Here is a 21610-nt window from a genome sequence, read left to right on the forward strand (position 1 = left end):
GCGAGGCTTTCGGCTTTTTCTTGCCGCTTGCAGCTTATGACTTGTAGCTTGTGCGTTATCATGCGCCACCCTGCAAACGCTGACCTACAGGCTCCAAAGATGCCGTACCGCCCATGACAGCAATGGCCCACAACCCCCTTCTGATCGAACACCCGCGTGGCGGTGTGCGTTCGCGCGACCGTCTGGGCTTTACCCTGTTGATCGCAGCGCTGGTGCACCTGGCGCTGATCCTCGGGGTGGGCTTTACCTATGTGAAGCCCGAGCAGATTTCCCGCACCCTGGAAATTACCCTGGCAACCTTCAAGAGCGAGAAAAAGCCCGAGCAGGCTGACTTTCTGGCACAGGACAACCAGCAGGGCAGCGGTACCCTGGACAAGGCTGCAACGCTCAAGACCACCGAGCTGGCGCCTTTTCAGGACACCGAGATCAACAAGGTGACGCCACCGCCGGCCAACAAGGCAGTCCAGAAGCAGGAAGCCCCCAAGACCGCCGTGGCCACCGTGGCGCCCGCCAGGGAAAAGACCGTGACCCGCCGCGAAGAGGTCAAGCCGGACCCCAAGCCACGGGAAACGCCGACATTCGACAGCGCGCAACTGAGCAATGAGATTGCCAGCCTGGAAGCCGAGCTGTCTGACGAACAGCAGCGTTATGCCAAGCGGCCGAAGATTCACCGCCTCAATGCCGCCTCGACCATGCGCGACAAGGGCGCCTGGTACAAGGACGACTGGCGCAAGAAGGTCGAGCGGGTCGGCAACCTCAATTACCCTGAAGAAGCACGCCGCCAGCAGATCTACGGCAGCCTGCGCCTGCTGGTGTCGATCAACCGCGACGGCTCGCTGTATGAAGTGCTGGTCCTTGAGTCTTCCGGCCAGCCACTGCTGGACCAGGCCGCGCAGCGCATCGTGCGTCTGGCAGCGCCTTTTGCGCCGTTCAGCGGCGACCTGGCAGACATCGACCGCCTGGAAATCATCCGCACCTGGAAATTCGCCCGCGGTGACAAGCTTTCAAGTAACTGATCAGCCCGATAATGGCCGCGCCTGCAATAAGTGACAGTTGTCAGGTGCCTCCGGCGACGCCACACTAGGCGCCATGAAAAACGTCACTGCGAGTTACCTCAAACATCAATTCCTGATCGCCATGCCGCACATGCACGATCAGAACTTTGCGCAGACCCTGACCTACATCGTCGAGCATAACGCCGACGGTGCCATGGGGCTGGTCATCAACCGCCCGCAAGAATTGACCCTGGCCGATGTGCTGGAGCAGTTGCGCCCCGAAGAACTGCCGCCGGTGCGTTGCCAAATGATCAAGATTCATTCCGGCGGCCCGGTGCAGACCGATCGCGGCTTTGTGCTGCACCCCAACGGGCCGAAGTTTCAGGCCACCGTCGAGCTGGACGGTGTATCGCTGTCGACCTCGCAGGACGTGTTGTTCGCCATCGCCGACGGCACCGGCCCCGCGCACAGCCTGATCACTCTGGGTTATGCCGGCTGGGACGCCGGGCAACTGGACGCCGAAATGGCCGCCAATGCCTGGCTGACCTGCCCGTTCGATGCCGCCATCCTGTTCGAAACCGACAGCGCCCAGCGCCTCGATGCCGCGGCCGCCAGCCTGGGCATCAACCTGAGCCTGCTGTCGACCCAGGCAGGGCACGCTTGATGGCCTTGCGTCTGATTCTGGGCTTCGATTACGGCACCCGCTCGATCGGTGTGGCGGTCGGCCAGGCGATCACCGGCCAGGCCCGTGAACTGTGCACCCTCAAGGCGCAGAACGGTGTGCCCAACTGGGATCAGGTCCAGGCGCTGTTCAAGGAATGGCAGCCCGATGCAGTCGTGGTCGGCCTGCCGCTGAACATGGACGGGACGCCCAGCGACATGAGCGCGCGCGCCGAGAAGTTCTCGCGCCAGATCAATGGCCGTTTCAACATCCCCGCCTACACCCATGACGAACGCCTGACCACCTTCGAGGCCAAGGGCGAGCGCATGGCGCGCGGAGGCCAGCGTGGCAGTTACCGTGACAACCCGGTGGATGCGATTGCCGCCGCCTTGCTGCTGCAAGGCTGGCTGGATGCCAACCCTGAGTTGCTCGATGCGTGACCTTTTGCCGCCGCAAAGCTTCGAATCCCACGTTTGCGCTTGAGCGCGTCCGCTATCGGGCGCGTTGCAAGCTTCTGAAGGAGCCAGCATGAGTTTGCCCAACCCCGTCGATCTGATCCGCCAGATGGCCACCGACCTGAACACGCACCTGAATAACCGTGGCATCAGCGAACCGCGCTTCATCGGCATTCGTACCGGCGGCGTGTGGGTCGCTCAGGCGCTGCTGCAGGCCCTGGAGCATCCAGGCCCGCTGGGCATGCTGGACGTGTCGTTTTACCGCGACGACTTCAGCCAGAACGGCCTGCACCCGCAGGTTCGGCCTTCGGAGCTGCCATTCGAAATCGAAGGCCAGCACCTGGTGCTGATCGACGACGTACTGATGAGCGGCCGCACCGTGCGCGCGGCCCTCAACGAGCTGTTCGATTACGGCCGCCCGGCCAGCGTGACCCTGGTCTGCCTGCTGGACCTGAACGCCGGCGAGCTGCCGATCCGTCCCGATGTGGTCGGCGCGACCCTGGCCCTGGCGCCTCACGAGCGAGTCAAGCTGAGCGGTCCTGCACCGCTGGCCCTCGATATCCAGGACCTTTCCACTGCCTCAGCCTTTTAAGAGTCCATTGCGATGACGCCTCTCGACGCCAAGCGACCGCTGCAGCTCAACCATCAGGGCCAGCTGCGCCATTTTCTGTCTTTGGACGGCCTGCCCCGCGAGCTGCTCACAGAAATCCTCGACACCGCCGACTCGTTTCTCGAAGTCGGTGCCCGGGCGGTGAAAAAAGTCCCGCTGCTGCGCGGCAAGACCGTCTGCAACGTGTTCTTCGAGAACTCGACGCGCACCCGCACTACTTTCGAGCTGGCCGCCCAGCGGCTGTCGGCAGACGTCATCACCCTGAACGTGTCGACCTCCTCGACCAGCAAGGGCGAAACCCTGTTCGACACCCTGCGCAACCTTGAAGCCATGGCCGCCGACATGTTCGTGGTCCGCCATGCCGACTCCGGTGCCGCGCACTTCATCGCCGAACATGTGTGTCCCGAGGTGGCGATCATCAACGGCGGCGACGGCCGCCACGCGCACCCGACCCAGGGCATGCTCGACATGCTGACCATCCGCCGCCACAAAGGCAGCTTCGAGAACCTCTCAGTGGCCATCGTCGGCGATATCCTGCATTCGCGGGTGGCGCGCTCGAACATGCTGGCGCTCAAGGCGCTGGGCTGCCCGGACATTCGCGTCATCGGTCCCAAGACCCTGATGCCGGTGGGCATCGAGCAATACGGCGTGAAGGTCTACACCGACCTGAACGAAGGCCTGAAGGATGTCGACGTGGTGATCATGCTGCGCCTGCAACGCGAACGCATGCAGGGCGGCCTGTTGCCCAGCGAAGGCGAGTTCTACCGCCTGTTCGGCCTGACCACTGCACGCCTGGCGGGCGCCAGGCCGGATGCCATTGTCATGCACCCGGGCCCGATCAACCGCGGGGTCGAGATCGAATCGGCGGTGGCCGACGGTCCGCATTCGGTGATTCTCAATCAGGTGACCTACGGCATCGCCGTGCGCATGGCCGTGTTGTCCATGGCCATGAGCGGTCAGACCGCACAACGTCAATTCGAGCAGGAGAACGCCCAGTGAAGCTCAGCATCCTCGGCGCTCGCGTCATCGACCCGGTCAGCGGGCTGGATAAAGTCACGGACCTGCACATAGAAGCAGGCAAGATCCTCGCCATTGGCGCCGCACCCGCAGGCTTTGAGCCGGCACACAGCATTGATGCCGCAGGGCTGGTTGCAGCGCCCGGGCTGGTGGACCTCAATGTCTCGCTGCGCGAACCCGGCTACAGCCGCAAGGGCACCATCGCCAGCGAAACCCGCGCGGCCACGGCCGGTGGCGTGACCAGCCTGTGCTGCCCGCCGCGCACCAAACCGGTACTCGACACTTCGGCGGTGGCCGAGCTGATTCTGGACCGCGCCCGTGAAGCCGGCTTCAGCAAGGTGTTTCCGATCGGCGCACTGAGCAAAGGCCTTGAAGGCGAGCAACTGGCCGAACTGGTTGCCCTGCGCGATGCCGGCTGTGTGGCGTTCGGCAACGGCCTGAAGACCTTCGCCAATACCCGCACCTTGTGCCGGGCGCTGGAATACGCGGCGACCTTCGACCTGACGGTGATTTTCAACTCGCAGGATCACGACCTGGCCGCCGGTGGCCTGGCCCACGAAGGCCCGACCGCCAGCTTCCTGGGCCTGGTCGGCATTCCGGAAACCGCCGAAACCGTGGCCCTGGCCCGCGACCTGCTGCTGGTCGAACAAAGCGGCGTGCGTGCGCACTTCAGCCAGCTGACCAGCGCCCGTGGTGCGGCAATGATCGCCGATGCCCAGGCACGCGGCCTGCCGGTCACCGCCGATGTGGCGCTGTATCAGCTGATTCTGACCGACGAGGCGCTGATCGACTTCTCCAGCCTTTACCACGTGCAGCCGCCGCTGCGCACCCGCGCCGACCGTGACGGCCTGCGCGCGGCAGTCAAGTCGGGGGTGATCCAGGCCATTTCCAGCCATCACCAGCCGCATGAGCGCGATGCCAAGCTGGCGCCATTTGGCGCGACAGAGCCGGGCATCAGCAGCGTGGAATTGCTGCTGCCGCTGGCCATGACCCTGGTCGAAGACGGCCTGCTCGACCTGCCGACACTGATCGCCCGCCTGAGCACCGGCCCCGCCGCTGCACTGCGCCTGCCGGCCGGCCAGTTGCAGGCAGGCCTGGCAGCGGACCTGGTGCTGTTCGACCCGACCGCCAGCACGCTGGCCGGCCAGGCCTGGCTGTCGAAGGGCGAAAACTGCCCGTTCCTTGGCCACTGCCTGCCGGGTGCGGTGCGCTACACGCTGGTCGATGGCCGAATCAGCTACAGCGCGTGATTGCAGGGTTCTTCGCGGCTAATGCCGCGAAGAGCCCGCCTTAACGCCGCAACTGGGCATTCTTGATCGAGATCTGGTTGTTCATCGTCCAGAAGTCATACAGCACGCCGATCAGAAACAGCCCGCCGGTAAACAGGTAGATGATCCCGGTGATCCATTTGCCCTGGTACAGGCGGTGTACGCCGAAGACGCCCAGAAACGTCAGCAGAATCCACGCCAGGCTGTAGTCGGTGGGACCTGGGGTAAACCGCAGGTCGGCTTCGCGGTCCATCGACGGGATCAGGAACAGGTCGATCAGCCAGCCGATGCCAAACAACCCCAACGTAAAGAACCAGATGGTGCCGGTGACCGGCTTGCCATAGTAGAAACGGTGCGCGCCCAAAAAGCCGAAAATCCACAGCAGATAACCCAGGACCTTGCTGTGCGTATTGGGTTGATAGGTGTTCATGAGCTACCTCGTCGCATTGATAGAGAAAAATGGATGTAAATTTTGTGACTTTTTATCGGTCTTCCGACGTATGGCTAAATCCTTTCACCTTTGGTGCAAGGCCTTGTAACACAAGGGATTGCTACACAATACAAGACAATCCGTCGCAATAATTGCAACGATTGAGGGCAAATAGTGTCCTGGGGTGGGGTCGGCTTTGTGCGCAAGCTGTTATAGAGTTGCGCGCTGATCTTTAAGAGCCTTGCCGAATGCGTCCTTTTTTCAAGACATGGCTGACTGTTTGTCTCCTTATGCCATTGGCCGCCCACGCCACCAATCGTGAGCAAAATCTGCCCGCAGGCTTCTCTGGCTATACCGCCAAGAGCCATGCCTCGGCATCGCGCGAAACCTCGCGCACCGAATCCCGTTCCGAGACCGTCAGCGCGCCGCACAGCCGCAAGACTGCCCCTGCTCAGAGCCCGGTGATCGCCAACAATTCCCGAAAGTCCGTTGTGGCGCCCGCAGCTGCCGGCACCAACAAGCAGGGCAGCGCGGTGGTCAAGCGCGCGCTGGAAGCGGTTGGCACGCCGTACCGCTGGGGCGGCAACACGCCGGGCAAGGGCCTTGATTGCAGCGGCCTGGTCAAATACGCCTTCACCGACGTGACCAATGTCGACCTGCCGCGCAGCTCCAAGGACATGGCCGAAGGTCATGGCCAGGCCGTGGACCGCAAGGACCTCAAGCCAGGCGACCTGTTGTTCTTCAACATCAAGAGCCGGCGCATCAACCACGTCGCCATCTACCTGGGCAACGACCGTTTCGTCCACGCGCCCCGCCGTGGCAAGGCCGTGACCGTCGATTCGTTGAAAAAACCGTACTGGAACAAGAGCTACAAAGTGGCCAAGCGCGTGCTTAAACAGAAACCTGCGCTGAACATCGCCAAGAACTGATATCCCTCACGGATGATGTGAACCCTGTAGGAGCGCGCTTGCCCGCGACCGAGTGCGTAGCGCTCGCAAAATCTCGGAAACGCTGAAAACTTACGACTGCTAACGCAGCCGGTCGCGGTGGTCCGGCATTCCGGCAAGCGCGCTCCTACAACGCGTCATATTCGTGTCTCTAGAAATTGTCCGGCAGCTTGGCTTTTTCGCGGGCACTTTCGCGGCTGATGATGCCGCGCTTGAGCAGGTCGGCCAGGCACATGTCCAGCGTCTGCATGCCCAGCGCACCACCGGTCTGGATCGACGAGTACATCTGCGCCACCTTGTCTTCGCGGATCAGGTTACGGATCGCCGGTGTGCCCATCATGATTTCATGCGCCGCCACCCGGCCACCACCGACCTTCTTCAGCAGCGCCTGCGAGATCACTGCATGCAGCGATTCGGAGAGCATCGAGCGGATCATGGCTTTTTCGGCCGCCGGGAACACGTCGACCACCCGGTCGATGGTCTTGGCCGCCGAAGTGGTGTGCAGCGTGCCGAACACCAGGTGACCGGTTTCAGCGGCAGTCAGTGCCAGGCGAATGGTTTCCAGGTCGCGCATCTCACCCACCAGAATCACGTCCGGGTCTTCACGCAGGGCTGAGCGCAGCGCCTCGGAAAAGCTCAGGGTGTCGCGGTGTACTTCGCGCTGGTTGACCAGGCACTTCTTGGACTCGTGGACGAATTCGATCGGGTCCTCGATGGTCAGGATGTGGTGATGCTTGTTGCTGTTGAGGTAATCGACCATCGCCGCCAGCGTCGTCGACTTGCCCGAACCGGTGGGTCCGGTGACCAGCACCAGCCCGCGCGGCACATCGGTAATACGGCGAAACACTTCGCCCATCCCCAGGTCTTCCATGCTCAGGATCTTCGACGGAATGGTCCGGAACACCGCGCCCGCGCCTCGATTCTGGTTAAAGGCGTTGACCCGAAAACGCGCCACCCCAGGCACCTCGAACGAGAAGTCCGTCTCCAGACGCTCCTCGAAGTCCTGGCGCTGCTTGTCATTCATGATGTCGTAGATCAGCGCCTTGACCTGCTTGGCGTCCAGCGCCGGCAGGTTGATGCGCCTGACGTCGCCATCGACGCGGATCATCGGCGGCAGCCCGGCGGAGAGGTGCAAGTCGGAAGCGCCTTGTTTGGCACTGAAGGCCAGCAGCTCGGTAATATCCATACAGCTCCTCAATCACATAGAATGCCGCAGACCTCAGACCTGCTGGCACGAATCAATGTCCACGATAGCAGCGAATATATCAACGCTCGAACAACGAATCCGTGACGCCGCCCAGGCGGCAAAGCGAGAGCCTGCCAGCATCGGCCTGCTGGCGGTGAGCAAGACCAAGCCTGCCGAGGATCTGCGCGAGGCGCATGCCGCAGGCTTGCAACACTTTGGCGAGAACTACCTGCAAGAAGCGCTGGGCAAACAGCAGCAATTGGCAGACCTGCCCTTGTACTGGCATTTCATCGGCCCCATTCAGTCGAACAAGACCCGTGCCATCGCCGAGCACTTCGACTGGGTGCATTCCGTGGACCGCCTGAAAATCGCCCAACGCCTGTCCGAGCAACGCCCCGAGCACCTGGCGCCGCTGAATATCTGCATTCAGCTCAATGTCAGTGGCGAGGCCAGCAAGTCGGGTTGCACGGCAGAAGATTTGCCCGCACTGGCCGAGGCCATTGCCGGCCTGCCGCGCCTGAAACTGCGTGGCCTGATGGCGATTCCCGAACCCACCGACGACCTCGCCGCGCAACGCGCCGCCTTTGCCAGGGTTCGCGCCCTCCAGGCGCAGCTGCCGCAGGCGCTGGATACCCTTTCGATGGGCATGAGCCACGACCTGGAGGCCGCCATCGCAGAGGGCGCCACCTGGGTACGCATCGGCACAGCCCTGTTTGGCGCCCGTGACTATGGGCAGCCATAAACTTCTGACTCAAGGAAACCCGTCATGAGCAAGACCCGTATTGCCTTTATCGGCGCCGGCAACATGGCCGCCAGCCTGATCGGCGGCCTGCGCGCCCAAGGCGTTGATGCCGCCGACATCCGCGCCAGCGATCCGGGTGCCGACACCCGTGCGCGCATCGCTGCCGAACACGGCATCGTCGCCGTGGCCGACAACGCTGAAGCCATCGACGGCGCCGACGTGATCCTGCTGGCGGTCAAGCCACAGATGATGAAAGCCGTCTGCCAGGCCCTGAGTCCAAGCCTCAAGCCCGATCAACTGATCGTCTCGGTTGCCGCCGGCATCACTTGCGCCAGCCTCAACCAGTGGCTGGGCGAGCAGCAGCCGGTGGTGCGCTGCATGCCCAACACGCCGGCGCTGCTGCGCAAGGGCGTCAGCGGCCTGTACGCCACCGACAAGGTCACTGATGTTCAGCGTCAGCAGGCCGAGCAGTTGCTGTCGGCGGTCGGTATCGCGCTGTGGCTTGAACAAGAGCAGCAGCTCGATGCGGTGACCGCCGTCTCTGGCAGTGGCCCGGCGTATTTCTTCCTGTTGATCGAGGCGATGACCGCAGCCGGCGTGAAGCTTGGCCTGCCGCAGGACGTCGCCCGCCAGTTGACCGAACAGACCGCCCTTGGTGCTGCGCTGATGAGCACCGGCAGCGATGTCGATGCCGCCGAACTGCGCCGCCGCGTGACTTCGCCGGCCGGCACCACGGAAGCGGCCATCAAGGCGTTCCAGGCCGGTGGCTTCGAAGCCCTGGTCGAGACTGCCCTGACCGCCGCTGCCACACGTTCGGCCGAGCTTGCCGAGCAACTGGGTCAATAACATTTAAAGTCGCCCTCAAGGCGAGGGCCGGAGCTTATAGATGAGTGAGTTGAGCAACGCTGCAAGTTTTATCATCCAGACCCTCGGCAGCCTGTACCTGCTGATCGTCATGCTGCGCTTCGTGCTGCAACTGGTGCGGGCAGACTTCTACAACCAGATGAGCCAGTTCATCGTCAAGGCCACCCAGCCACTGCTGCGCCCGATGCGCCGGGTTATCCCGAGCCTGTTCGGCCTGGACATGTCCTCGCTGGTGCTTGGAGTCCTGGTGCAGATGCTGGTCATGGGCCTGATCCTGCTGTTGAAATTCGGCACGATTGACGTGTATCAGGTCGGTACCGGGGCGGCCTTGCTGTACCTGCTGGTCTGGTCGCTGATCGGCGTCATCATACTGCTGCTGAATATCTTCTTCTGGGCCCTGCTGATCAGCGTGATCCTGTCGTGGGTCGCGCCCGCCAGCCACAACCCGGCCGCGCAACTGGTCAACCAGATCTGCGAGCCGCTGCTGGCCCCGCTGCGCCGGCGCCTGCCTAACCTGGGCGGCCTGGACCTGTCACCGATTGCCGCGTTCATCGCCATCAAGGTGATCGAGATGACCCTGATCGTCTGGCTGATCAAGGTGACTGCGATGCCGGATGTGGTACGCCTGTTGATCTGATGCAACTGTTCAGGGGGCGACCCACCGGGCCGCTTCCTGTTCATATGTTGCCGCTGCCCCCTCGGGTCTTTAGACTTACGCCTCTTTAAAGCGAGAGCAGGGTCGATGCCCACGGTCTTTCCCCCCGATTGTGTTGGTCTGGTCACACCGCAGCTGGCGCATTTCAGCGAGCCACTGGCCCTGGCCTGTGGCCGTACGCTGCCAGCTTATGACCTGATCTACGAAACCTACGGCCAGTTGAATGCCCAGCGCAGCAACGCTGTATTGATCTGTCACGCCCTGTCGGGCCATCACCACGCCGCTGGCTACCACAGCACCGAAGAGCGCAAGCCCGGCTGGTGGGACAGTTGCATCGGCCCCGGCAAGCCCATCGACACTAACCGGTTCTTCGTCGTCAGCCTCAATAACCTGGGCGGCTGTAACGGCTCGACCGGACCGAGCAGCATCGACCCTGAAACCGGCGAGCCGTTTGGCGCCAACTTCCCGGTGGTGACCGTCGAAGACTGGGTACACAGCCAGGCGCGGCTGGCCGACCGGCTGGGCATCAGCCAATGGGCGGCGGTGGTCGGCGGCAGCCTGGGCGGCATGCAGGCGTTGCAGTGGACCATTACATTCCCGGACCGTGTGCGGCATTGCCTGGCTATCGCCTCGGCACCCAAGCTGTCGGCGCAGAACATCGCGTTCAACGAAGTGGCGCGCCAGGCCATTCTTACCGACCCGGAATTCCACGCCGGCGCCTTCCAGTCGCTGGGCGTGATTCCCAAGCGCGGCCTGATGCTGGCGCGCATGGTCGGCCACATCACCTATCTGTCCGACGACTCGATGGGTGAGAAATTCGGCCGTGGCCTGAAGAACGAAAAGCTCAACTACGACTTCCATAACGTCGAATTCCAGGTCGAGAGCTACCTGCGTTATCAGGGCGAAGAGTTCTCCGGGCGCTTCGATGCCAACACCTACCTGCTGATGACCAAGGCGCTGGACTACTTCGACCCGGCTGCCGCGTACGACGATGACCTGGCGAAAACCTTCGCTGCGGCCAGCGCGAAATTCTGCGTGATGTCCTTCACCACCGACTGGCGCTTCTCGCCGGCCCGCTCGCGAGAGCTGGTGGATGCGCTGATGGCGGCGCGCAAGGACGTCACCTACCTGGAAATCGAGGCGCCTCAGGGCCACGATGCCTTCCTGATCCCGAACCCGCGCTATGTGCAGGCTTTCGGCAACTACATGAATCGTATTGCGCTGTGAGGACCTCATGAGAGCCGATCTGGAGATCATCCAGGAATGGATCCCCGCTGGCAGCCGCGTGCTCGACCTGGGCTGCGGCGACGGCGAGCTGCTGGCCTGGCTGCGCGACCACAAGCAAGTCACCGGCTACGGGCTGGAAAAAGACCCCGACAACATTGCCCAGTGCGTGGTCAAGGGCGTCAACGTCATCGAGCAGGACCTGGACAAGGGCCTGGGCAACTTTGCCAGCAACAGCTTCGATGTGGTGGTCATGACCCAGGCCCTGCAGGCCGTGCATTACCCCGACCGGATTCTGGACGAGATGCTGCGCGTGGGCCGTCAGTGCATCATCACCTTTCCCAACTTCGGCCACTGGCGCTGCCGCTGGTACCTGGCCCGCAACGGCCGCATGCCGGTGTCGGACTTCATGCCCTACACCTGGTACAACACGCCGAACATCCACTTCTGCACCTTCAAGGACTTCGAGGCCCTGTGCCGCGAGCGTGAAGCGCGGGTGCTGGACCGCATGGCGGTCGATAACCAGCACCGTCACGGGTGGGCGAGCAAGCTGTGGCCTAACCTGTTGGGTGAGATCGGCATTTACCGGGTGCGCAGCCCGGGCCTGACCGAACACCGGATCGCGGTATGACGCCCTTCGCCCTCCAGGCCTTTTTCCGGACGTATAAATGAACATCACCCAACTGGTACTGGCCAGCCACAACGGCGGCAAACTCAAAGAACTGCAAGCCATGCTCGGCGGCCGGGTGCAGTTGCGCTCGATCGGCGAGTTCAGCGCGGTAGAGCCTGAAGAAACCGGCCTGTCGTTCGTGGAAAACGCGATCCTCAAGGCCCGCAATGCGGCGCGCCTTTCCGGTTTGCCGGCGCTGGCCGACGATTCGGGCCTGGCGGTGGATTTCCTCGGCGGCGCGCCGGGCATTTATTCGGCGCGTTATGCCGACGGCCAGGGCGATGCAGCCAATAACGCCAAGCTGCTCGACGCCCTCAAGGATGTCCCCGACGAGCAACGTACCGCGCAGTTCGTGTGTGTGCTGGCGCTGGTGCGTCATGCCGACGATCCGCTGCCGATCCTGTGCGAAGGCCTGTGGCACGGGCGCATTCTGCGTGCCGCCAGCGGCGAGCACGGCTTTGGCTACGACCCGCTGTTCTGGGTGCCGGAGCGCGATTGCTCCAGTGCCGAGCTGTCGCCACTGGAGAAAAACCAGCTCAGCCACCGCGCCCGCGCCATGGCCCTGTTGCGCCAGCGCCTGGACCTGCAATGACCGCTGATTCAGCCGCACAACCGCTGTATGCCGGCGCCGGTGGCTTTTCTTCGTTGACGCCCCGGCCCGCGTTGCCTGTTTTGCCGCCGCTGTCGTTGTACATCCATATTCCGTGGTGCGTGCGCAAATGCCCGTACTGCGACTTCAATTCGCACACCGCCAGCCCGATCCTGCCCGAGCAGGAATACGTCGACGCGCTGCTGGCCGACCTGGATCTGGACCTGCCGCACGTCTATGGCCGCGAACTGAAGTCGATCTTCTTCGGCGGCGGCACGCCCAGCCTGTTCAGCGCCGCGGCATTGGGCCGCTTGCTGGCCGGTGTCGAGCAGCGCATTCGCTTTGCCGCCGACATCGAGATCACGCTGGAAGCCAACCCTGGCACTTTCGAGCAAGAGAAATTCAGCGCCTATCGCGGGCTGGGCATCAACCGCCTGTCGATCGGCATCCAGAGCTTTCAGGAACAAAAGCTCAAGGCGCTGGGGCGCATTCATAACGGCAACGAAGCGATACGCGCCGCCGACATGGCCCGGGCGGCCGGTTTCGATAACTTCAACCTCGACCTGATGCACGGCCTGCCCGACCAGAGCCAGGACGAGGCGCTGGGCGATTTGCGCCAGGCCATCGCCTTGGCGCCAACGCACCTGTCCTGGTATCAGCTGACGCTGGAGCCGAACACGGTGTTCTGGAACCAGCCGCCGTTGCTGCCCGAAGACGACATCCTCTGGGATATCCAGGAAGCCGGTCAGCAATTGCTCGCCGACAGCGGTTATGCGCAGTACGAAGTGTCGGCCTACGCCCAATCCGGCAAGGCGGCGCGGCATAACCTCAATTACTGGAGTTTTGGTGATTTCATCGGCATCGGCGCCGGTGCCCACGGCAAGCTCAGCCATCCGGACGGGCGTATCGAGCGCACCTGGAAGACCCGACTGCCCAAGGATTACCTGAACCCGGCCAAGCCGTTTCAGGCCGGGTCCAAGGTGCTGGCCGCCGATGAATTGCCCTTTGAATTCCTGATGAACGCCCTGCGCCTGACAAATGGCGTGGACGCTGCATTATTTCGTGAAAGAACCGGTCTAAGCCTCGATTCACTGGCCAGCGGCCGCGAGCAGGCGCAAAAGCGCGGCTTGCTGCAGGCAGACCCGGAGCGCCTGGTCGCCACGCCGCAAGGTCAGTTGTTCCTCAATGACCTGCTGCAATACTTTCTGATCTAAGGACTTTGCATGGACTTCGTACTCGATCTGCTGGCCACCGTCTCGCGCTGGAGCCGCAGCAATCTTTCGGAAATCTCACTGGCGCTGGTGGGGTGTCTGCTGGTGCTGTTCGGATCGGATATCAAGGCCTGGGTCGAACAACGCGCCGGCAGCTTGTCCGGCGCGATGCGCGTGCCTTTACTGGCGCTGGCCTGCACCGTCGGCAGCGGCCTGGCGCTGATCTACGCCACGCCATGGGTGGTCAAGGGCCTGAGCCAGTTCAACAACTACAGCCTGGCGCCGGTATTGCTGGTGGTACTGGTGCTGATCGGCGTGATCGCCGATCGCAAATGACCCAATGAGTCAAGACTCGGGGCAAACCTGTGGGAGGCAGCTCTGCTGGCGATTGCTGCGTAATAGACCTGGATATGTGTCTGCCCCTACCGGCCCTATCGCGAGCAGAGCTCCCTCCCACAAAGACCGTGTTGCCTTGGCCGATCAGGCGATCTTTTCGAACTTCAAATCCCATACGCCATGGCCAAGACGTTCGCCGCGGCGTTCGAACTTGGTGATCGGGCGTTCTTCGGGGCGCGGCACGTACTGGTTGTCGGCGGCCAGGTTGCGGTAGCCCGGCGCCACGCTCATCACTTCAAGCATGTACTCGGCATACGGTTCCCAGTCGGTGGCCATGTGGAACACGCCGCCCGGCTTGAGCTTGCTGCGCACCAATTGGGCGAACTCGGGCTGCACGATGCGGCGCTTGTGGTGGCGGCTCTTGTGCCATGGGTCCGGGAAGAACAGCATCAGGCGGTCGAGGCTGTTGTCGGCGATGCAGCGGTTGAGCACTTCGATCGCGTCGCAGTCGTAGACCCGCAGGTTTGTCAGGCCTTCGGTCAAGGCACCATTGAGCAGCGCGCCGACACCCGGGGAATGCACCTCGACACCGATGAAGTCGTGCTCGGGCGCCGCAGCGGCCATTTCCAGCAGCGAGTGGCCCATGCCGAAGCCGATTTCCAGAGTGCGCGGCGCCGAGCGGCCGAACACCTGATCGAAGTCCACCGGCGCGTCGGTCAGTTGCAGACCGAACTGCGGCAGCCCCTGATCCAGACCGCGCTGCTGGCCTTCGGTCATGCGCCCTGCGCGCATCACAAAACTCTTGATGCGGCGGTGCGGACGGGCCTCGCCTTCTTGCTCTTCAGGCGAATCGGGTGAAACGTGCGAATCAGTCATCAACAGGCTCTTACTTGATCAGGCCATCCAGCGGCGAAGACGCGCTGGCGTAGAGTTTGCGGGGCATGCGGCCGGCCAGGTAAGCCAGGCGGCCGGCGATGACCGCGTGTTTCATGGCTTCGGCCATGAGCACAGGGTGTTGGGCGTGGGCGATGGCCGAGTTCATCAGCACCGCTTCGCAGCCCAGTTCCATGGCAATGGTGGCGTCGGAAGCGGTGCCGACACCGGCATCGACCAGCACCGGCACTTTGGTTTCTTCAAGGATAATCTGCAGGTTGTACGGATTGCAGATCCCCAGGCCGCTGCCGATCAGGCCGGCCAGCGGCATGATCGCGATGCAGCCGATTTCAGCCAGCTGACGCGCGACGATCGGGTCATCGCTGGTGTAGACCATGACATCAAAGCCGTCCTTGACCAGCACTTCGGCGGCCTTGAGGGTTTCGATGACGTTGGGGAACAGGGTCTTCTGGTCGGCCAGCACTTCGAGCTTGACCAGATTGCGGCCATCGAGCAGCTCGCGTGCCAGGCGGCAGGTGCGCACCGCTTCAGGCGCGTCGAAGCAGCCGGCGGTGTTGGGCAGAATGGTGTAGCGGTCCGGCGGCAGCACGTCGAGCAGGTTCGGCTCGCCAGGGTTCTGGCCCAGGTTGGTACGGCGCACGGCAACCGTGACGATCTCGGCACCCGATGCCTCGATGGCCAGACGGGTCTGTTCCATGTCGATGTACTTGCCGGTGCCGACCAGCAGGCGCGACTCAAAGGTACGGCCCGCCAGAACGAATGGCTTGTCGCTGCGAACATTGCTCATCGTGAATCCTCAGTAGAGTGCAGAGTGGGTCATCGGTAACCGCAAAGGGTTAGCCGCCGCCGATGGCATGAACGACCTCGACCTGATCGCCTTCGCGCAGGGAAGTGGTCTCATGCTGGCTTCGCGGCACGATATCCAGGTTCAATTCGACTGCGACGCGGCGCCCGACAAGGTCCAGGCGCGCCAGCAAGGCGGTGACGGTCTCGCCGTCGGGCAACTCAAAGGGTTCACCGTTCAACTGAATGTGCATGCGCAGCAGCAGCCATCATGGTTAGGGGGCCAGCATTCTAGCCCGCCCGGCCAGTCTGACCAACCCCGCACCGCGCCATTCGTCTCAGGCGACGCTGCCCAGCTTCCAGGCCATCACGCCAAGGATCGACCAGCCGAACAGAAAGCACAGGCCGCCGAACGGGGTAACGATGCCCAGCTTGCTGGTGCCGGTCAGCGTCAACAGGTACAAGCTGCCGGAGAACAGCACGATGCCGGCGACAAAGGCAAAACCGGCCCAGTTGACCAGCCGGCCCGGCATATGCGCCGCCAGCAAGGCCACCCCGAACAGCGCCAGAGCGTGGATCAACTGATAAAGCACGCCAGTCTGGAAGATCGCCAGGTACTCGGGGCTCAGCCGTCCTTTAAGGCTGTGAGCGGCAAAGGCGCCCAGGCCGACACCGGTAAATCCGAAAAAGGCCGCCAACATCAAAAAGCTACGAAGCATCGATAACTCCAGGCAAGATCGTGCATTTACACGCGGTCTGTATAATGGCCCGCTCAACGGGTTCGGCCAAGCGATGTCTATGCTGCGTATTCTTTTCCGACGTTTCGTCAAGGCGCTGCTGTGGTTCGCGGCGGGCAGCATCGTTGTGGTCCTGCTGTTGCGCTGGATTCCGCCACCGGGTACGGCGTTGATGGTCGAGCGCAAGATCGAGTCGTGGTTCAATGGCCAGCCCATCGACCTGCAACGCGACTGGCAACCCTGGGAGCAGATTGCCGCACCGCTCAAAGTCGCGGTGATTGCCGGTGAAGACCAGCGCTTTGCCGAACACTGGGGTTTCGATCTCGCCGCCATTCAGGCCGCCATCGTGCACAACGAGCGTGGCGGTTCGCTGCGCGGAGCCAGCACCCTGAGCCAGCAAGTGGCCAAGAACCTGTTTCTGTGGTCGGGACGCAGCTATCTGCGCAAGGGACTGGAAGCCTGGTTCACCGCCCTGATCGAGCTGCTGTGGTCCAAGCAACGCATTCTTGAGGTGTATCTCAACAGCGTGGAGTGGGATGAAGGCGTGTTTGGCGCCGAAGCCGCTGCCAGGCACCACTTCCGCACCTCGGCCGCCAACCTGTCGACCCAGCAGGCCAGTTACCTGGCCGCTGTGCTGCCCAACCCTCGGCAATGGAGCGCCAGCCGCCCCAGCAGCTACGTTTCACGCCGGGCCGGCTGGATTCGCCAGCAGATGCGTCAACTGGGTGGCGAGAGTTACCTGACCGGGCTCAACGACAGCCGCCAATGGTGAGGCCGCGCGCCTTATAGCCCGGCGCTTATAGCCCGACCCTCAGAGCCCAGAGATGGCGCCCGGTGCGAGCGGCTCGTCATCCTGCACGATGCCCGTGCGCAGCGGCGCGCCGAACTCGGGAATCTCGATCTCGAAGATATCCCCAGGCTGAGCCTTGATCGCGTCGGCAAATGACAGCGTCGCGGTGCCGAAAAAATGCACATGCACATCGCCCGGACGCAGGAACTGGCGGTATTTGAAATGGTGGTACTCAAGGTTTTCCAGGCTGTGGCACATGTTCTGCTCGCCGCTGAGAAATTCCTTCTGCCACAGTACTTCGCCATTGCGGTGAATGCGGCTGGTACCGACCAGATGCGTGGGTAACGCACCGATGCGCAACTCCGGGCCGTAGGCACAAAAGCGCAGCTTGGAATGCGCCAGGTACAGATAGCTGCGCCGCTCCAGCACATGGTCAGACAGCTCGTTGCCCAGCGCGTAGCCCAAGCGGTATGGCTTGCTGTCCGGACCGATCACGTACAGGCCAACCAGTTCGGGTTCTTCGCCGACGTCCTCGGCAAAGGTCGGCAACGGAAAGTCCGCGCCGGGACGCAGCACGATGCTGCCATCGCCTTTGTAGAACCACTCCGGCTGCGCGCCTACCTGCCCCGCGCCCGGCTTGCCGCCCTCCACGCCCCAGCGAAACATCCGCGCCGTGTCGGTCAGGGTCGCTTCGTCCTGGTCCTTTTTCTGGTGCATCTTGTCGCGGGTGTCGGCGCTGCCGAGGTGAGTCAGGCCAGTGCCGCTGACCAGGCAATGCGCCGGGTCTTCATGGTCCAGCGGTGGCAATACGTGGCCGCCTTCGAGCAACTCGCGATACTGCGGGCCAGGCTCACTGCCGCGCTTGAGCACTTCTTCCTGCAGGCCATGGCCTGCGCCAATGGCAGCCAGCGCCAGCTCGCGGGTGCTGGTCGTGGCAAGCACGGTGTGGACCTGGTCGCCTTCGACAAGGCCGACCTGGCGAACACCGGCAGAGGTCTGGAACTGAATCAATCGCATGGCTGTGGCCTTCTTGTTGTTGGAGATAAAGAGCAGGAGATGACCTGCACTTTACGAATCGCGCATGCGCCTGCCTAATGAGAGCCATTGATTAAGCAATAAGCGGCTCTTATCCCCCATGATCGCACCGCTCTCTTCATTGATTTCCCGCTTGCGCCTCAAGCAGCTGCGCCTGTTGATCGCGCTGGATGAACACGGCTCCCTGCACAAGGCCGCCGAGCAGGTATCGATCACCCAGCCGGGAGCCACACAGGCACTCAACGAAATCGAATCGGCATTCGGCACCCGGTTGTTCACCCGCACCAGCCAGGGCCTGGCGCCCAATGACCTGGGCCGCTGCGTGATTCGCTACGCACGACTTATCCACAGCGACATGGCGCACCTGCGCGAAGAAATGCTCGGCATCCTTCAGGGCCAGGGCGGGCGCATTGCCGTAGGCACGGTCATGGGCGCGGTGCCCATGCTGGTCGACAGCCTGGCACGGCTGCGCCAGACCCAGCCGGAACTGTCGGTGGAAATCGTCGAAGACACCAGCGCCCGGCTGCTCGGCCTGATCGATCAAGGCCGGCTGGACCTGGCCATCTGTCGCACCAGCGTCAGCCAGCGCCCCGAAGCCTACGACTGCCTGCCACTGGCCCCGGAAGCCCTACGGGTTGTGGCCAACACCCGACACCCGCTGACCGGCGTACACAACCTGACGCTGGCGGATCTTGAGGGGTACGGCTGGATTGTCTACCCGACCAACATGCCAATGCGGCTGGTGCTGGAACGCGAATTCAGCGAGGCCGGCCTGGAGTTTCCGCGCTTTGCGCTGGAGACTGCCTCGACCTTTACCACCCTGACGCTGTTGCAGCAGGACCCGCAGTTGGTGGCGGTGATGCCTCAGGCAGTGGCCGACAGCGCCTGCGGCATGGGCATTACGCCATTGGGACTGCCGTTGCTGTCACGCAGCGAACCGTTTTCGCTGGTCAGCCGGCATAACAGCCCGCTGTCGGCGCCGGCGCGGTTGTTGGTGGAGGCGTTGCAGGTGGGGGGTGATCTGCTTTAGCTGCGATGGACTCGTTTACACAGCAGTATCGCTCAACGCGTACACCACAACAGCAATGACCACCCCAGCCATACCCACATACATGCAGAGCAGACTGGCTACCGCCAAGCGTTTGAAGCTGACTGGCAATGCTTCAAGGTCAAAAACGTCGTGGCTCGCATCGCCTTTCTTGCTGTTTTTGAAAAGCACCGCCCTGCTGAGTTTGATGAACAGCATGCTGCGCCAATCGGATTCGTTCGACCCTATCGCCATTGCCTGGCTCAAGCGGGATAGAGGGCCGGGCCTGATCGCATCCAGCATGGTGTGCAAGCGATAGTGGACGGCGTAGACCGTCAAACCGTAAGTGATCAAGAGGGTAATGACTGAACCGATACAGAGCGCAATTTGAAGAGCTGCACTCATATCAAAGACCTGGCCTGCCTTGATAAAGCGCTCCCATTTCATCACTGGGAAAATAATCAAAGTGGCCAGCACACCGCCGTTAAAACATACTGAATTGATAACCGCAATTATTCGAAAACGATGTGGAAGACTGACTGAATCTTCGGCGTTCAGAACGCCAGAGCGGATATTGCTGCTTGAAAAGATCAAGGCATCCCCGATCTCGATGACTAACAGATTGCGGTACAGCGAACCTTGATAATCCAGCCCACGAGCATGACGAGAAGAAAAAAGAAGACTGTTTTTCAAAGACTCCAGAATGGCACCCAAGCAAAATCGACGAATAGAAATGGTCAAGATGACACTTGTCATAACCATGACGAAGGGCACGCCATAGAAGGCAACTTTTCCCCAGGAAAACCAGAACGTGTAATCGATCATGGCCACTGGGTCTCGTATAAAAGTTCACCCACTCCCTCGCCCACCCAGCTTCCAGACATCGTCCCCAGCAGCGCTGCCCCGCCTACGACAGCAACGGCACAAACAACACTGCCGATGCCTGCGGTAGGGACGCCTATTGCAAGACAAACCGGCGCTGCCACCTTTGCTCCCACAGCCCCTCCTGCGAATCCAGCGCTGCTTGATCCTAAAAACTTTCCACCCTCAACAAACTTGACCTTTCTACATGCTTCCTCGTTACCGGCCTGACAAACCTTTTGAATAGCCAGCAGCCCGGATACACCACCAATACCTATACCGATAAAACCGCCTGTTTTCATCCAGGAAGTGGCGCGGCTGATTGCTTTTACGTGTGAGGCATAACCGGGAATACCTCCCGGAGCACCCGCTTTACTCCAGTGATGCACAAGGCTACGGCTGGAAATACCCAATGCATTTTTCAACTTTCCTTGATCATTGAAGGTCGTCAGGCCTCGTACGCGTTTGGAGTTCAACAGTTGCGCATCAAGCTCCTTGAGCAACTGCTGGCGTTTGGCAAAAAATTCTGGAGACCTGAGATGGCCGTGTTGCCGGAAACTGTCCTGATGGTGCGTCTCGATTTTTTTCAGGATATCGCCCAACTTAGCCAAGTGTCCCTCCATCACCGCCGCACTCACCCCCAGCCACGTAGAGGTCTCTCCGGTAAAAGCCGCAATCTCACCCGCATGGCGCATCATGAAATCCGCTTCTTCCACACTCAACGGCGCCAGCGCGGCCTTGACCTCGTGGGCAGCCGCTACGAGCTGCGATTGCGCATAGGTGCACGACTGATTATTGGGGTCGCTGAGCACGATCAGCGTGCCGGCCTTTACCGTGCCGTTCAGGCCGGGGTTCAGCTCGCTGAATAAGCTCATTGCCGAGCCGGGCATGGCGTCGAACAGGCTGCGGTAAAGTTCGGCAGGCGACTGGCTGCGCTCTACGATGTAGAAGCCGGGCTCTTCAGCGGGCACAGGCTCAGGCTGGTAACGCTCTCTGGGCGGTGGATTTTCAAAGGTGTGCGCCGGTGGTGGCGGCGGCTTTGGACGTGGTGGATCGTTGCGGTTGCCACGCTCCAGCAGCCCAGGCATCGGAGTGGGTTCGCCTCTGGAGTCGGAGGTGAATTTGTTGCCGGTAGATTCGGCCATTGGTTGCCCCTCGTGTCGAGGGAGCGCAGCCTAGCAAGCGAGAGGTGGGGGATTACGGGCTTACGGGAAAATCGGATGAGTCCTACATTCTTCGCGGCGGTAGGAGCGCGCGGGTAAGCGCGCTCCTACAGGGTGATCTGCACCCCAAAAGTTGGACACCCATCTGACTTCTTGGGGTGTTTTTTCATGGGCAAGTACTCTACGCAGTTCAAAATCACAGCGGTCAAGGACTACATCGACGGCACCGAGGGATTTCGCAAGGTCGCCAAGCGACATGCCATCGATGTCAGCCTGCTTCGACGCTGGGTCGCCACCTATCAGGCGCTAGGCGCTGCTGGACTTCGTTCTCGAGGGCACCATTACAGCTCGGCATTCAAGCTCTCGGTCATCGAGTGTCGGCATGAACAGCAGCTCTCCCTACGAGCAGTCGCAGCCCGATTCGGCCTTGGTCATTCCACCTGTGTGGGCATTTGGGAAC

Annotated in this window: 27 protein-coding genes; 18 read left to right on the plus strand and 9 right to left on the minus strand. The window is 62.0% G+C overall.

The window, feature by feature from the left end:
• The first annotated feature begins 113 nt into the window (after nucleotides 1-113).
• The 6 genes from ACYAS9_RS11565 to ACYAS9_RS11590 all read left to right on the plus strand — a co-directional run bounded on the left by ACYAS9_RS11565 (nucleotide 114) and on the right by ACYAS9_RS11590 (nucleotide 4988).
• Nucleotides 114-1016 carry a TonB family protein gene (locus tag ACYAS9_RS11565; RefSeq protein WP_463568429.1) on the plus strand — a complete coding sequence of 301 codons (903 nt, stop codon included), beginning with the start codon at nucleotides 114-116 and terminating at the stop codon, nucleotides 1014-1016.
• A 73-nt stretch (nucleotides 1017-1089) separates the two neighbouring features.
• A complete protein-coding gene (locus ACYAS9_RS11570) occupies nucleotides 1090-1659 on the plus strand; it encodes a YqgE/AlgH family protein (protein WP_463568430.1) in 570 nt (189 codons plus the stop codon).
• Nucleotides 1659-2096: a Holliday junction resolvase RuvX gene (gene ruvX / locus ACYAS9_RS11575; protein ID WP_463568431.1), complete on the plus strand. Its 438-nt coding sequence runs from the start codon at nucleotides 1659-1661 to the stop codon at nucleotides 2094-2096. The genes ACYAS9_RS11570 and ruvX overlap by 1 nt, the downstream gene beginning before the upstream one ends.
• 88 nt (nucleotides 2097-2184) lie before the next feature.
• On the plus strand, nucleotides 2185-2703 hold the full coding sequence (pyrR, locus tag ACYAS9_RS11580; protein ID WP_463568432.1) for a bifunctional pyr operon transcriptional regulator/uracil phosphoribosyltransferase PyrR: 519 nt from the start codon (nucleotides 2185-2187) through the stop codon (nucleotides 2701-2703).
• Between the two features lie 12 nt (nucleotides 2704-2715).
• Nucleotides 2716-3720: an aspartate carbamoyltransferase catalytic subunit gene (locus tag ACYAS9_RS11585; protein ID WP_463568433.1), complete on the plus strand. Its 1005-nt coding sequence runs from the start codon at nucleotides 2716-2718 to the stop codon at nucleotides 3718-3720.
• On the plus strand, nucleotides 3717-4988 hold the full coding sequence (locus ACYAS9_RS11590) for a dihydroorotase (RefSeq protein ID WP_463568434.1): 1272 nt from the start codon (nucleotides 3717-3719) through the stop codon (nucleotides 4986-4988). Before ACYAS9_RS11585 ends, ACYAS9_RS11590 begins: the two co-directional genes overlap by 4 nt.
• A 40-nt stretch (nucleotides 4989-5028) precedes the next feature.
• Here the strand turns inward: ACYAS9_RS11590 and ACYAS9_RS11595 are convergent, their stop codons facing one another.
• Nucleotides 5029-5436, minus strand: a complete 408-nt coding sequence (locus tag ACYAS9_RS11595; RefSeq protein WP_463568435.1) for an NINE protein — start codon at nucleotides 5434-5436, stop codon at nucleotides 5029-5031.
• A gap of 248 nt (nucleotides 5437-5684) precedes the next feature.
• Here ACYAS9_RS11595 and ACYAS9_RS11600 point away from each other — a divergent pair, with 248 nt between their 5' ends.
• A complete protein-coding gene (locus ACYAS9_RS11600; RefSeq protein WP_463568436.1) occupies nucleotides 5685-6365 on the plus strand; it encodes a C40 family peptidase in 681 nt (226 codons plus the stop codon).
• Nucleotides 6366-6534: 169 nt separating this feature from the next.
• On the opposite strand, the gene ACYAS9_RS11605 is transcribed toward ACYAS9_RS11600, so the two are convergent.
• On the minus strand, nucleotides 6535-7569 hold the full coding sequence (locus tag ACYAS9_RS11605) for a type IV pilus twitching motility protein PilT (protein ID WP_459742472.1): 1035 nt from the start codon (nucleotides 7567-7569) through the stop codon (nucleotides 6535-6537).
• A 55-nt stretch (nucleotides 7570-7624) separates the two neighbouring features.
• On the opposite strand from ACYAS9_RS11605, the gene ACYAS9_RS11610 reads away from it, so the two are divergent.
• The 8 genes from ACYAS9_RS11610 (at nucleotide 7625) to ACYAS9_RS11645 (ending at nucleotide 13860) form a co-directional block, all read left to right on the plus strand.
• Complete coding sequence (locus tag ACYAS9_RS11610) at nucleotides 7625-8311, plus strand: YggS family pyridoxal phosphate-dependent enzyme (RefSeq protein WP_463568437.1); 687 nt, start codon at nucleotides 7625-7627, stop codon at nucleotides 8309-8311.
• A 24-nt stretch (nucleotides 8312-8335) separates the two neighbouring features.
• Entirely contained in the window at nucleotides 8336-9157 is an 822-nt protein-coding gene (proC, locus tag ACYAS9_RS11615; protein ID WP_463568438.1) for a pyrroline-5-carboxylate reductase, read from the plus strand.
• A gap of 40 nt (nucleotides 9158-9197) precedes the next feature.
• Nucleotides 9198-9812 (plus strand): YggT family protein, encoded by a 615-nt coding sequence (locus ACYAS9_RS11620; RefSeq protein ID WP_463568439.1) that lies wholly within the window; start codon nucleotides 9198-9200, stop codon nucleotides 9810-9812.
• A gap of 105 nt (nucleotides 9813-9917) precedes the next feature.
• Nucleotides 9918-11057 (plus strand): homoserine O-succinyltransferase MetX, encoded by a 1140-nt coding sequence (gene metX, locus ACYAS9_RS11625; protein WP_463568440.1) that lies wholly within the window; start codon nucleotides 9918-9920, stop codon nucleotides 11055-11057.
• Nucleotides 11058-11064: 7 nt separating this feature from the next.
• The gene (metW, locus tag ACYAS9_RS11630) at nucleotides 11065-11685 is read left to right on the plus strand and encodes a methionine biosynthesis protein MetW (RefSeq protein ID WP_459742482.1); all 621 of its coding nucleotides are present in this window, start codon (nucleotides 11065-11067) and stop codon (nucleotides 11683-11685) included.
• A gap of 37 nt (nucleotides 11686-11722) precedes the next feature.
• A complete protein-coding gene (gene rdgB, locus ACYAS9_RS11635; protein WP_463568441.1) occupies nucleotides 11723-12316 on the plus strand; it encodes an RdgB/HAM1 family non-canonical purine NTP pyrophosphatase in 594 nt (197 codons plus the stop codon).
• Entirely contained in the window at nucleotides 12313-13527 is a 1215-nt protein-coding gene (gene hemW / locus ACYAS9_RS11640; protein WP_463568442.1) for a radical SAM family heme chaperone HemW, read from the plus strand. Before rdgB ends, hemW begins: the two co-directional genes overlap by 4 nt.
• 9 nt (nucleotides 13528-13536) lie before the next feature.
• Nucleotides 13537-13860 carry a DUF3392 domain-containing protein gene (locus ACYAS9_RS11645; RefSeq protein ID WP_459742488.1) on the plus strand — a complete coding sequence of 108 codons (324 nt, stop codon included), beginning with the start codon at nucleotides 13537-13539 and terminating at the stop codon, nucleotides 13858-13860.
• Nucleotides 13861-14004: 144 nt separating this feature from the next.
• Here ACYAS9_RS11645 and trmB read toward each other — a convergent pair whose 3' ends face one another.
• The 4 genes from trmB to ACYAS9_RS11665 all read right to left on the minus strand — a co-directional run bounded on the left by trmB (nucleotide 14005) and on the right by ACYAS9_RS11665 (nucleotide 16256).
• Complete coding sequence (gene trmB, locus ACYAS9_RS11650; RefSeq protein WP_463568457.1) at nucleotides 14005-14652, minus strand: tRNA (guanosine(46)-N7)-methyltransferase TrmB; 648 nt, start codon at nucleotides 14650-14652, stop codon at nucleotides 14005-14007.
• 94 nt (nucleotides 14653-14746) lie between these two features.
• On the minus strand, nucleotides 14747-15541 hold the full coding sequence (locus ACYAS9_RS11655; protein WP_463568443.1) for a thiazole synthase: 795 nt from the start codon (nucleotides 15539-15541) through the stop codon (nucleotides 14747-14749).
• A gap of 49 nt (nucleotides 15542-15590) precedes the next feature.
• Nucleotides 15591-15791 (minus strand): sulfur carrier protein ThiS, encoded by a 201-nt coding sequence (thiS, locus tag ACYAS9_RS11660; protein WP_463568444.1) that lies wholly within the window; start codon nucleotides 15789-15791, stop codon nucleotides 15591-15593.
• A gap of 84 nt (nucleotides 15792-15875) precedes the next feature.
• The gene (locus tag ACYAS9_RS11665; protein ID WP_463568445.1) at nucleotides 15876-16256 is read right to left on the minus strand and encodes a DUF423 domain-containing protein; all 381 of its coding nucleotides are present in this window, start codon (nucleotides 16254-16256) and stop codon (nucleotides 15876-15878) included.
• Between the two features lie 79 nt (nucleotides 16257-16335).
• Between ACYAS9_RS11665 and mtgA the strand changes: the two genes are divergently transcribed.
• A complete protein-coding gene (gene mtgA, locus ACYAS9_RS11670) occupies nucleotides 16336-17046 on the plus strand; it encodes a monofunctional biosynthetic peptidoglycan transglycosylase (protein ID WP_463568446.1) in 711 nt (236 codons plus the stop codon).
• A gap of 39 nt (nucleotides 17047-17085) precedes the next feature.
• On the opposite strand, the gene araD1 is transcribed toward mtgA, so the two are convergent.
• Nucleotides 17086-18081 (minus strand): AraD1 family protein, encoded by a 996-nt coding sequence (gene araD1, locus ACYAS9_RS11675; RefSeq protein ID WP_463568447.1) that lies wholly within the window; start codon nucleotides 18079-18081, stop codon nucleotides 17086-17088.
• 118 nt (nucleotides 18082-18199) lie between these two features.
• On the opposite strand from araD1, the gene ACYAS9_RS11680 reads away from it, so the two are divergent.
• Complete coding sequence (locus ACYAS9_RS11680; protein ID WP_463568448.1) at nucleotides 18200-19129, plus strand: LysR family transcriptional regulator; 930 nt, start codon at nucleotides 18200-18202, stop codon at nucleotides 19127-19129.
• Nucleotides 19130-19144: 15 nt separating this feature from the next.
• On the opposite strand, the gene ACYAS9_RS11685 is transcribed toward ACYAS9_RS11680, so the two are convergent.
• Both ACYAS9_RS11685 and ACYAS9_RS11690 read right to left on the minus strand, forming a co-directional pair.
• Entirely contained in the window at nucleotides 19145-19951 is an 807-nt protein-coding gene (locus tag ACYAS9_RS11685) for a hypothetical protein (protein WP_463568449.1), read from the minus strand.
• Nucleotides 19948-21132, minus strand: a complete 1185-nt coding sequence (locus ACYAS9_RS11690) for a hypothetical protein (protein WP_463568450.1) — start codon at nucleotides 21130-21132, stop codon at nucleotides 19948-19950. Before ACYAS9_RS11690 ends, ACYAS9_RS11685 begins: the two co-directional genes overlap by 4 nt.
• A gap of 186 nt (nucleotides 21133-21318) precedes the next feature.
• Here ACYAS9_RS11690 and ACYAS9_RS11695 point away from each other — a divergent pair.
• Nucleotides 21319-21610 (plus strand): transposase (locus tag ACYAS9_RS11695; protein WP_463568451.1); only part of this gene is annotated, 292 nt, incomplete at its 3' end.

Source organism: Pseudomonas sp. HP_08, assembly GCF_055284095.1.

Excerpts from the sequence above, each read along its gene's own strand:
- ACYAS9_RS11685 (WP_463568449.1), bottom strand. The coding sequence starts at position 19,951 with ATGATCGATTACACGTTCTGGTTTTCCTGGGGAAAAGTTGCCTTCTAT.
- hemW (WP_463568442.1), top strand. The coding sequence starts at position 12,313 with ATGACCGCTGATTCAGCCGCACAACCGCTGTATGCCGGCGCCGGTGGC.
- ACYAS9_RS11680 (WP_463568448.1), top strand. The coding sequence starts at position 18,200 with ATGATCGCACCGCTCTCTTCATTGATTTCCCGCTTGCGCCTCAAGCAG.
- pyrR (WP_463568432.1), top strand. The coding sequence starts at position 2,185 with ATGAGTTTGCCCAACCCCGTCGATCTGATCCGCCAGATGGCCACCGAC.
- araD1 (WP_463568447.1), bottom strand. The coding sequence starts at position 18,081 with ATGCGATTGATTCAGTTCCAGACCTCTGCCGGTGTTCGCCAGGTCGGC.
- mtgA (WP_463568446.1), top strand. The coding sequence starts at position 16,336 with ATGCTGCGTATTCTTTTCCGACGTTTCGTCAAGGCGCTGCTGTGGTTC.
- ACYAS9_RS11665 (WP_463568445.1), bottom strand. The coding sequence starts at position 16,256 with ATGCTTCGTAGCTTTTTGATGTTGGCGGCCTTTTTCGGATTTACCGGT.
- ACYAS9_RS11600 (WP_463568436.1), top strand. The coding sequence starts at position 5,685 with ATGCGTCCTTTTTTCAAGACATGGCTGACTGTTTGTCTCCTTATGCCA.
- rdgB (WP_463568441.1), top strand. The coding sequence starts at position 11,723 with ATGAACATCACCCAACTGGTACTGGCCAGCCACAACGGCGGCAAACTC.
- ACYAS9_RS11585 (WP_463568433.1), top strand. The coding sequence starts at position 2,716 with ATGACGCCTCTCGACGCCAAGCGACCGCTGCAGCTCAACCATCAGGGC.
- metW (WP_459742482.1), top strand. The coding sequence starts at position 11,065 with ATGAGAGCCGATCTGGAGATCATCCAGGAATGGATCCCCGCTGGCAGC.
- ACYAS9_RS11595 (WP_463568435.1), bottom strand. The coding sequence starts at position 5,436 with ATGAACACCTATCAACCCAATACGCACAGCAAGGTCCTGGGTTATCTG.
- proC (WP_463568438.1), top strand. The coding sequence starts at position 8,336 with ATGAGCAAGACCCGTATTGCCTTTATCGGCGCCGGCAACATGGCCGCC.
- ACYAS9_RS11605 (WP_459742472.1), bottom strand. The coding sequence starts at position 7,569 with ATGGATATTACCGAGCTGCTGGCCTTCAGTGCCAAACAAGGCGCTTCC.
- metX (WP_463568440.1), top strand. The coding sequence starts at position 9,918 with ATGCCCACGGTCTTTCCCCCCGATTGTGTTGGTCTGGTCACACCGCAG.
- thiS (WP_463568444.1), bottom strand. The coding sequence starts at position 15,791 with ATGCACATTCAGTTGAACGGTGAACCCTTTGAGTTGCCCGACGGCGAG.
- ACYAS9_RS11645 (WP_459742488.1), top strand. The coding sequence starts at position 13,537 with ATGGACTTCGTACTCGATCTGCTGGCCACCGTCTCGCGCTGGAGCCGC.
- ACYAS9_RS11655 (WP_463568443.1), bottom strand. The coding sequence starts at position 15,541 with ATGAGCAATGTTCGCAGCGACAAGCCATTCGTTCTGGCGGGCCGTACC.
- ACYAS9_RS11565 (WP_463568429.1), top strand. The coding sequence starts at position 114 with ATGACAGCAATGGCCCACAACCCCCTTCTGATCGAACACCCGCGTGGC.
- ACYAS9_RS11570 (WP_463568430.1), top strand. The coding sequence starts at position 1,090 with ATGAAAAACGTCACTGCGAGTTACCTCAAACATCAATTCCTGATCGCC.
- ruvX (WP_463568431.1), top strand. The coding sequence starts at position 1,659 with ATGGCCTTGCGTCTGATTCTGGGCTTCGATTACGGCACCCGCTCGATC.
- ACYAS9_RS11610 (WP_463568437.1), top strand. The coding sequence starts at position 7,625 with ATGTCCACGATAGCAGCGAATATATCAACGCTCGAACAACGAATCCGT.
- trmB (WP_463568457.1), bottom strand. The coding sequence starts at position 14,652 with ATGCGCGCAGGGCGCATGACCGAAGGCCAGCAGCGCGGTCTGGATCAG.
- ACYAS9_RS11690 (WP_463568450.1), bottom strand. The coding sequence starts at position 21,132 with ATGGCCGAATCTACCGGCAACAAATTCACCTCCGACTCCAGAGGCGAA.
- ACYAS9_RS11620 (WP_463568439.1), top strand. The coding sequence starts at position 9,198 with ATGAGTGAGTTGAGCAACGCTGCAAGTTTTATCATCCAGACCCTCGGC.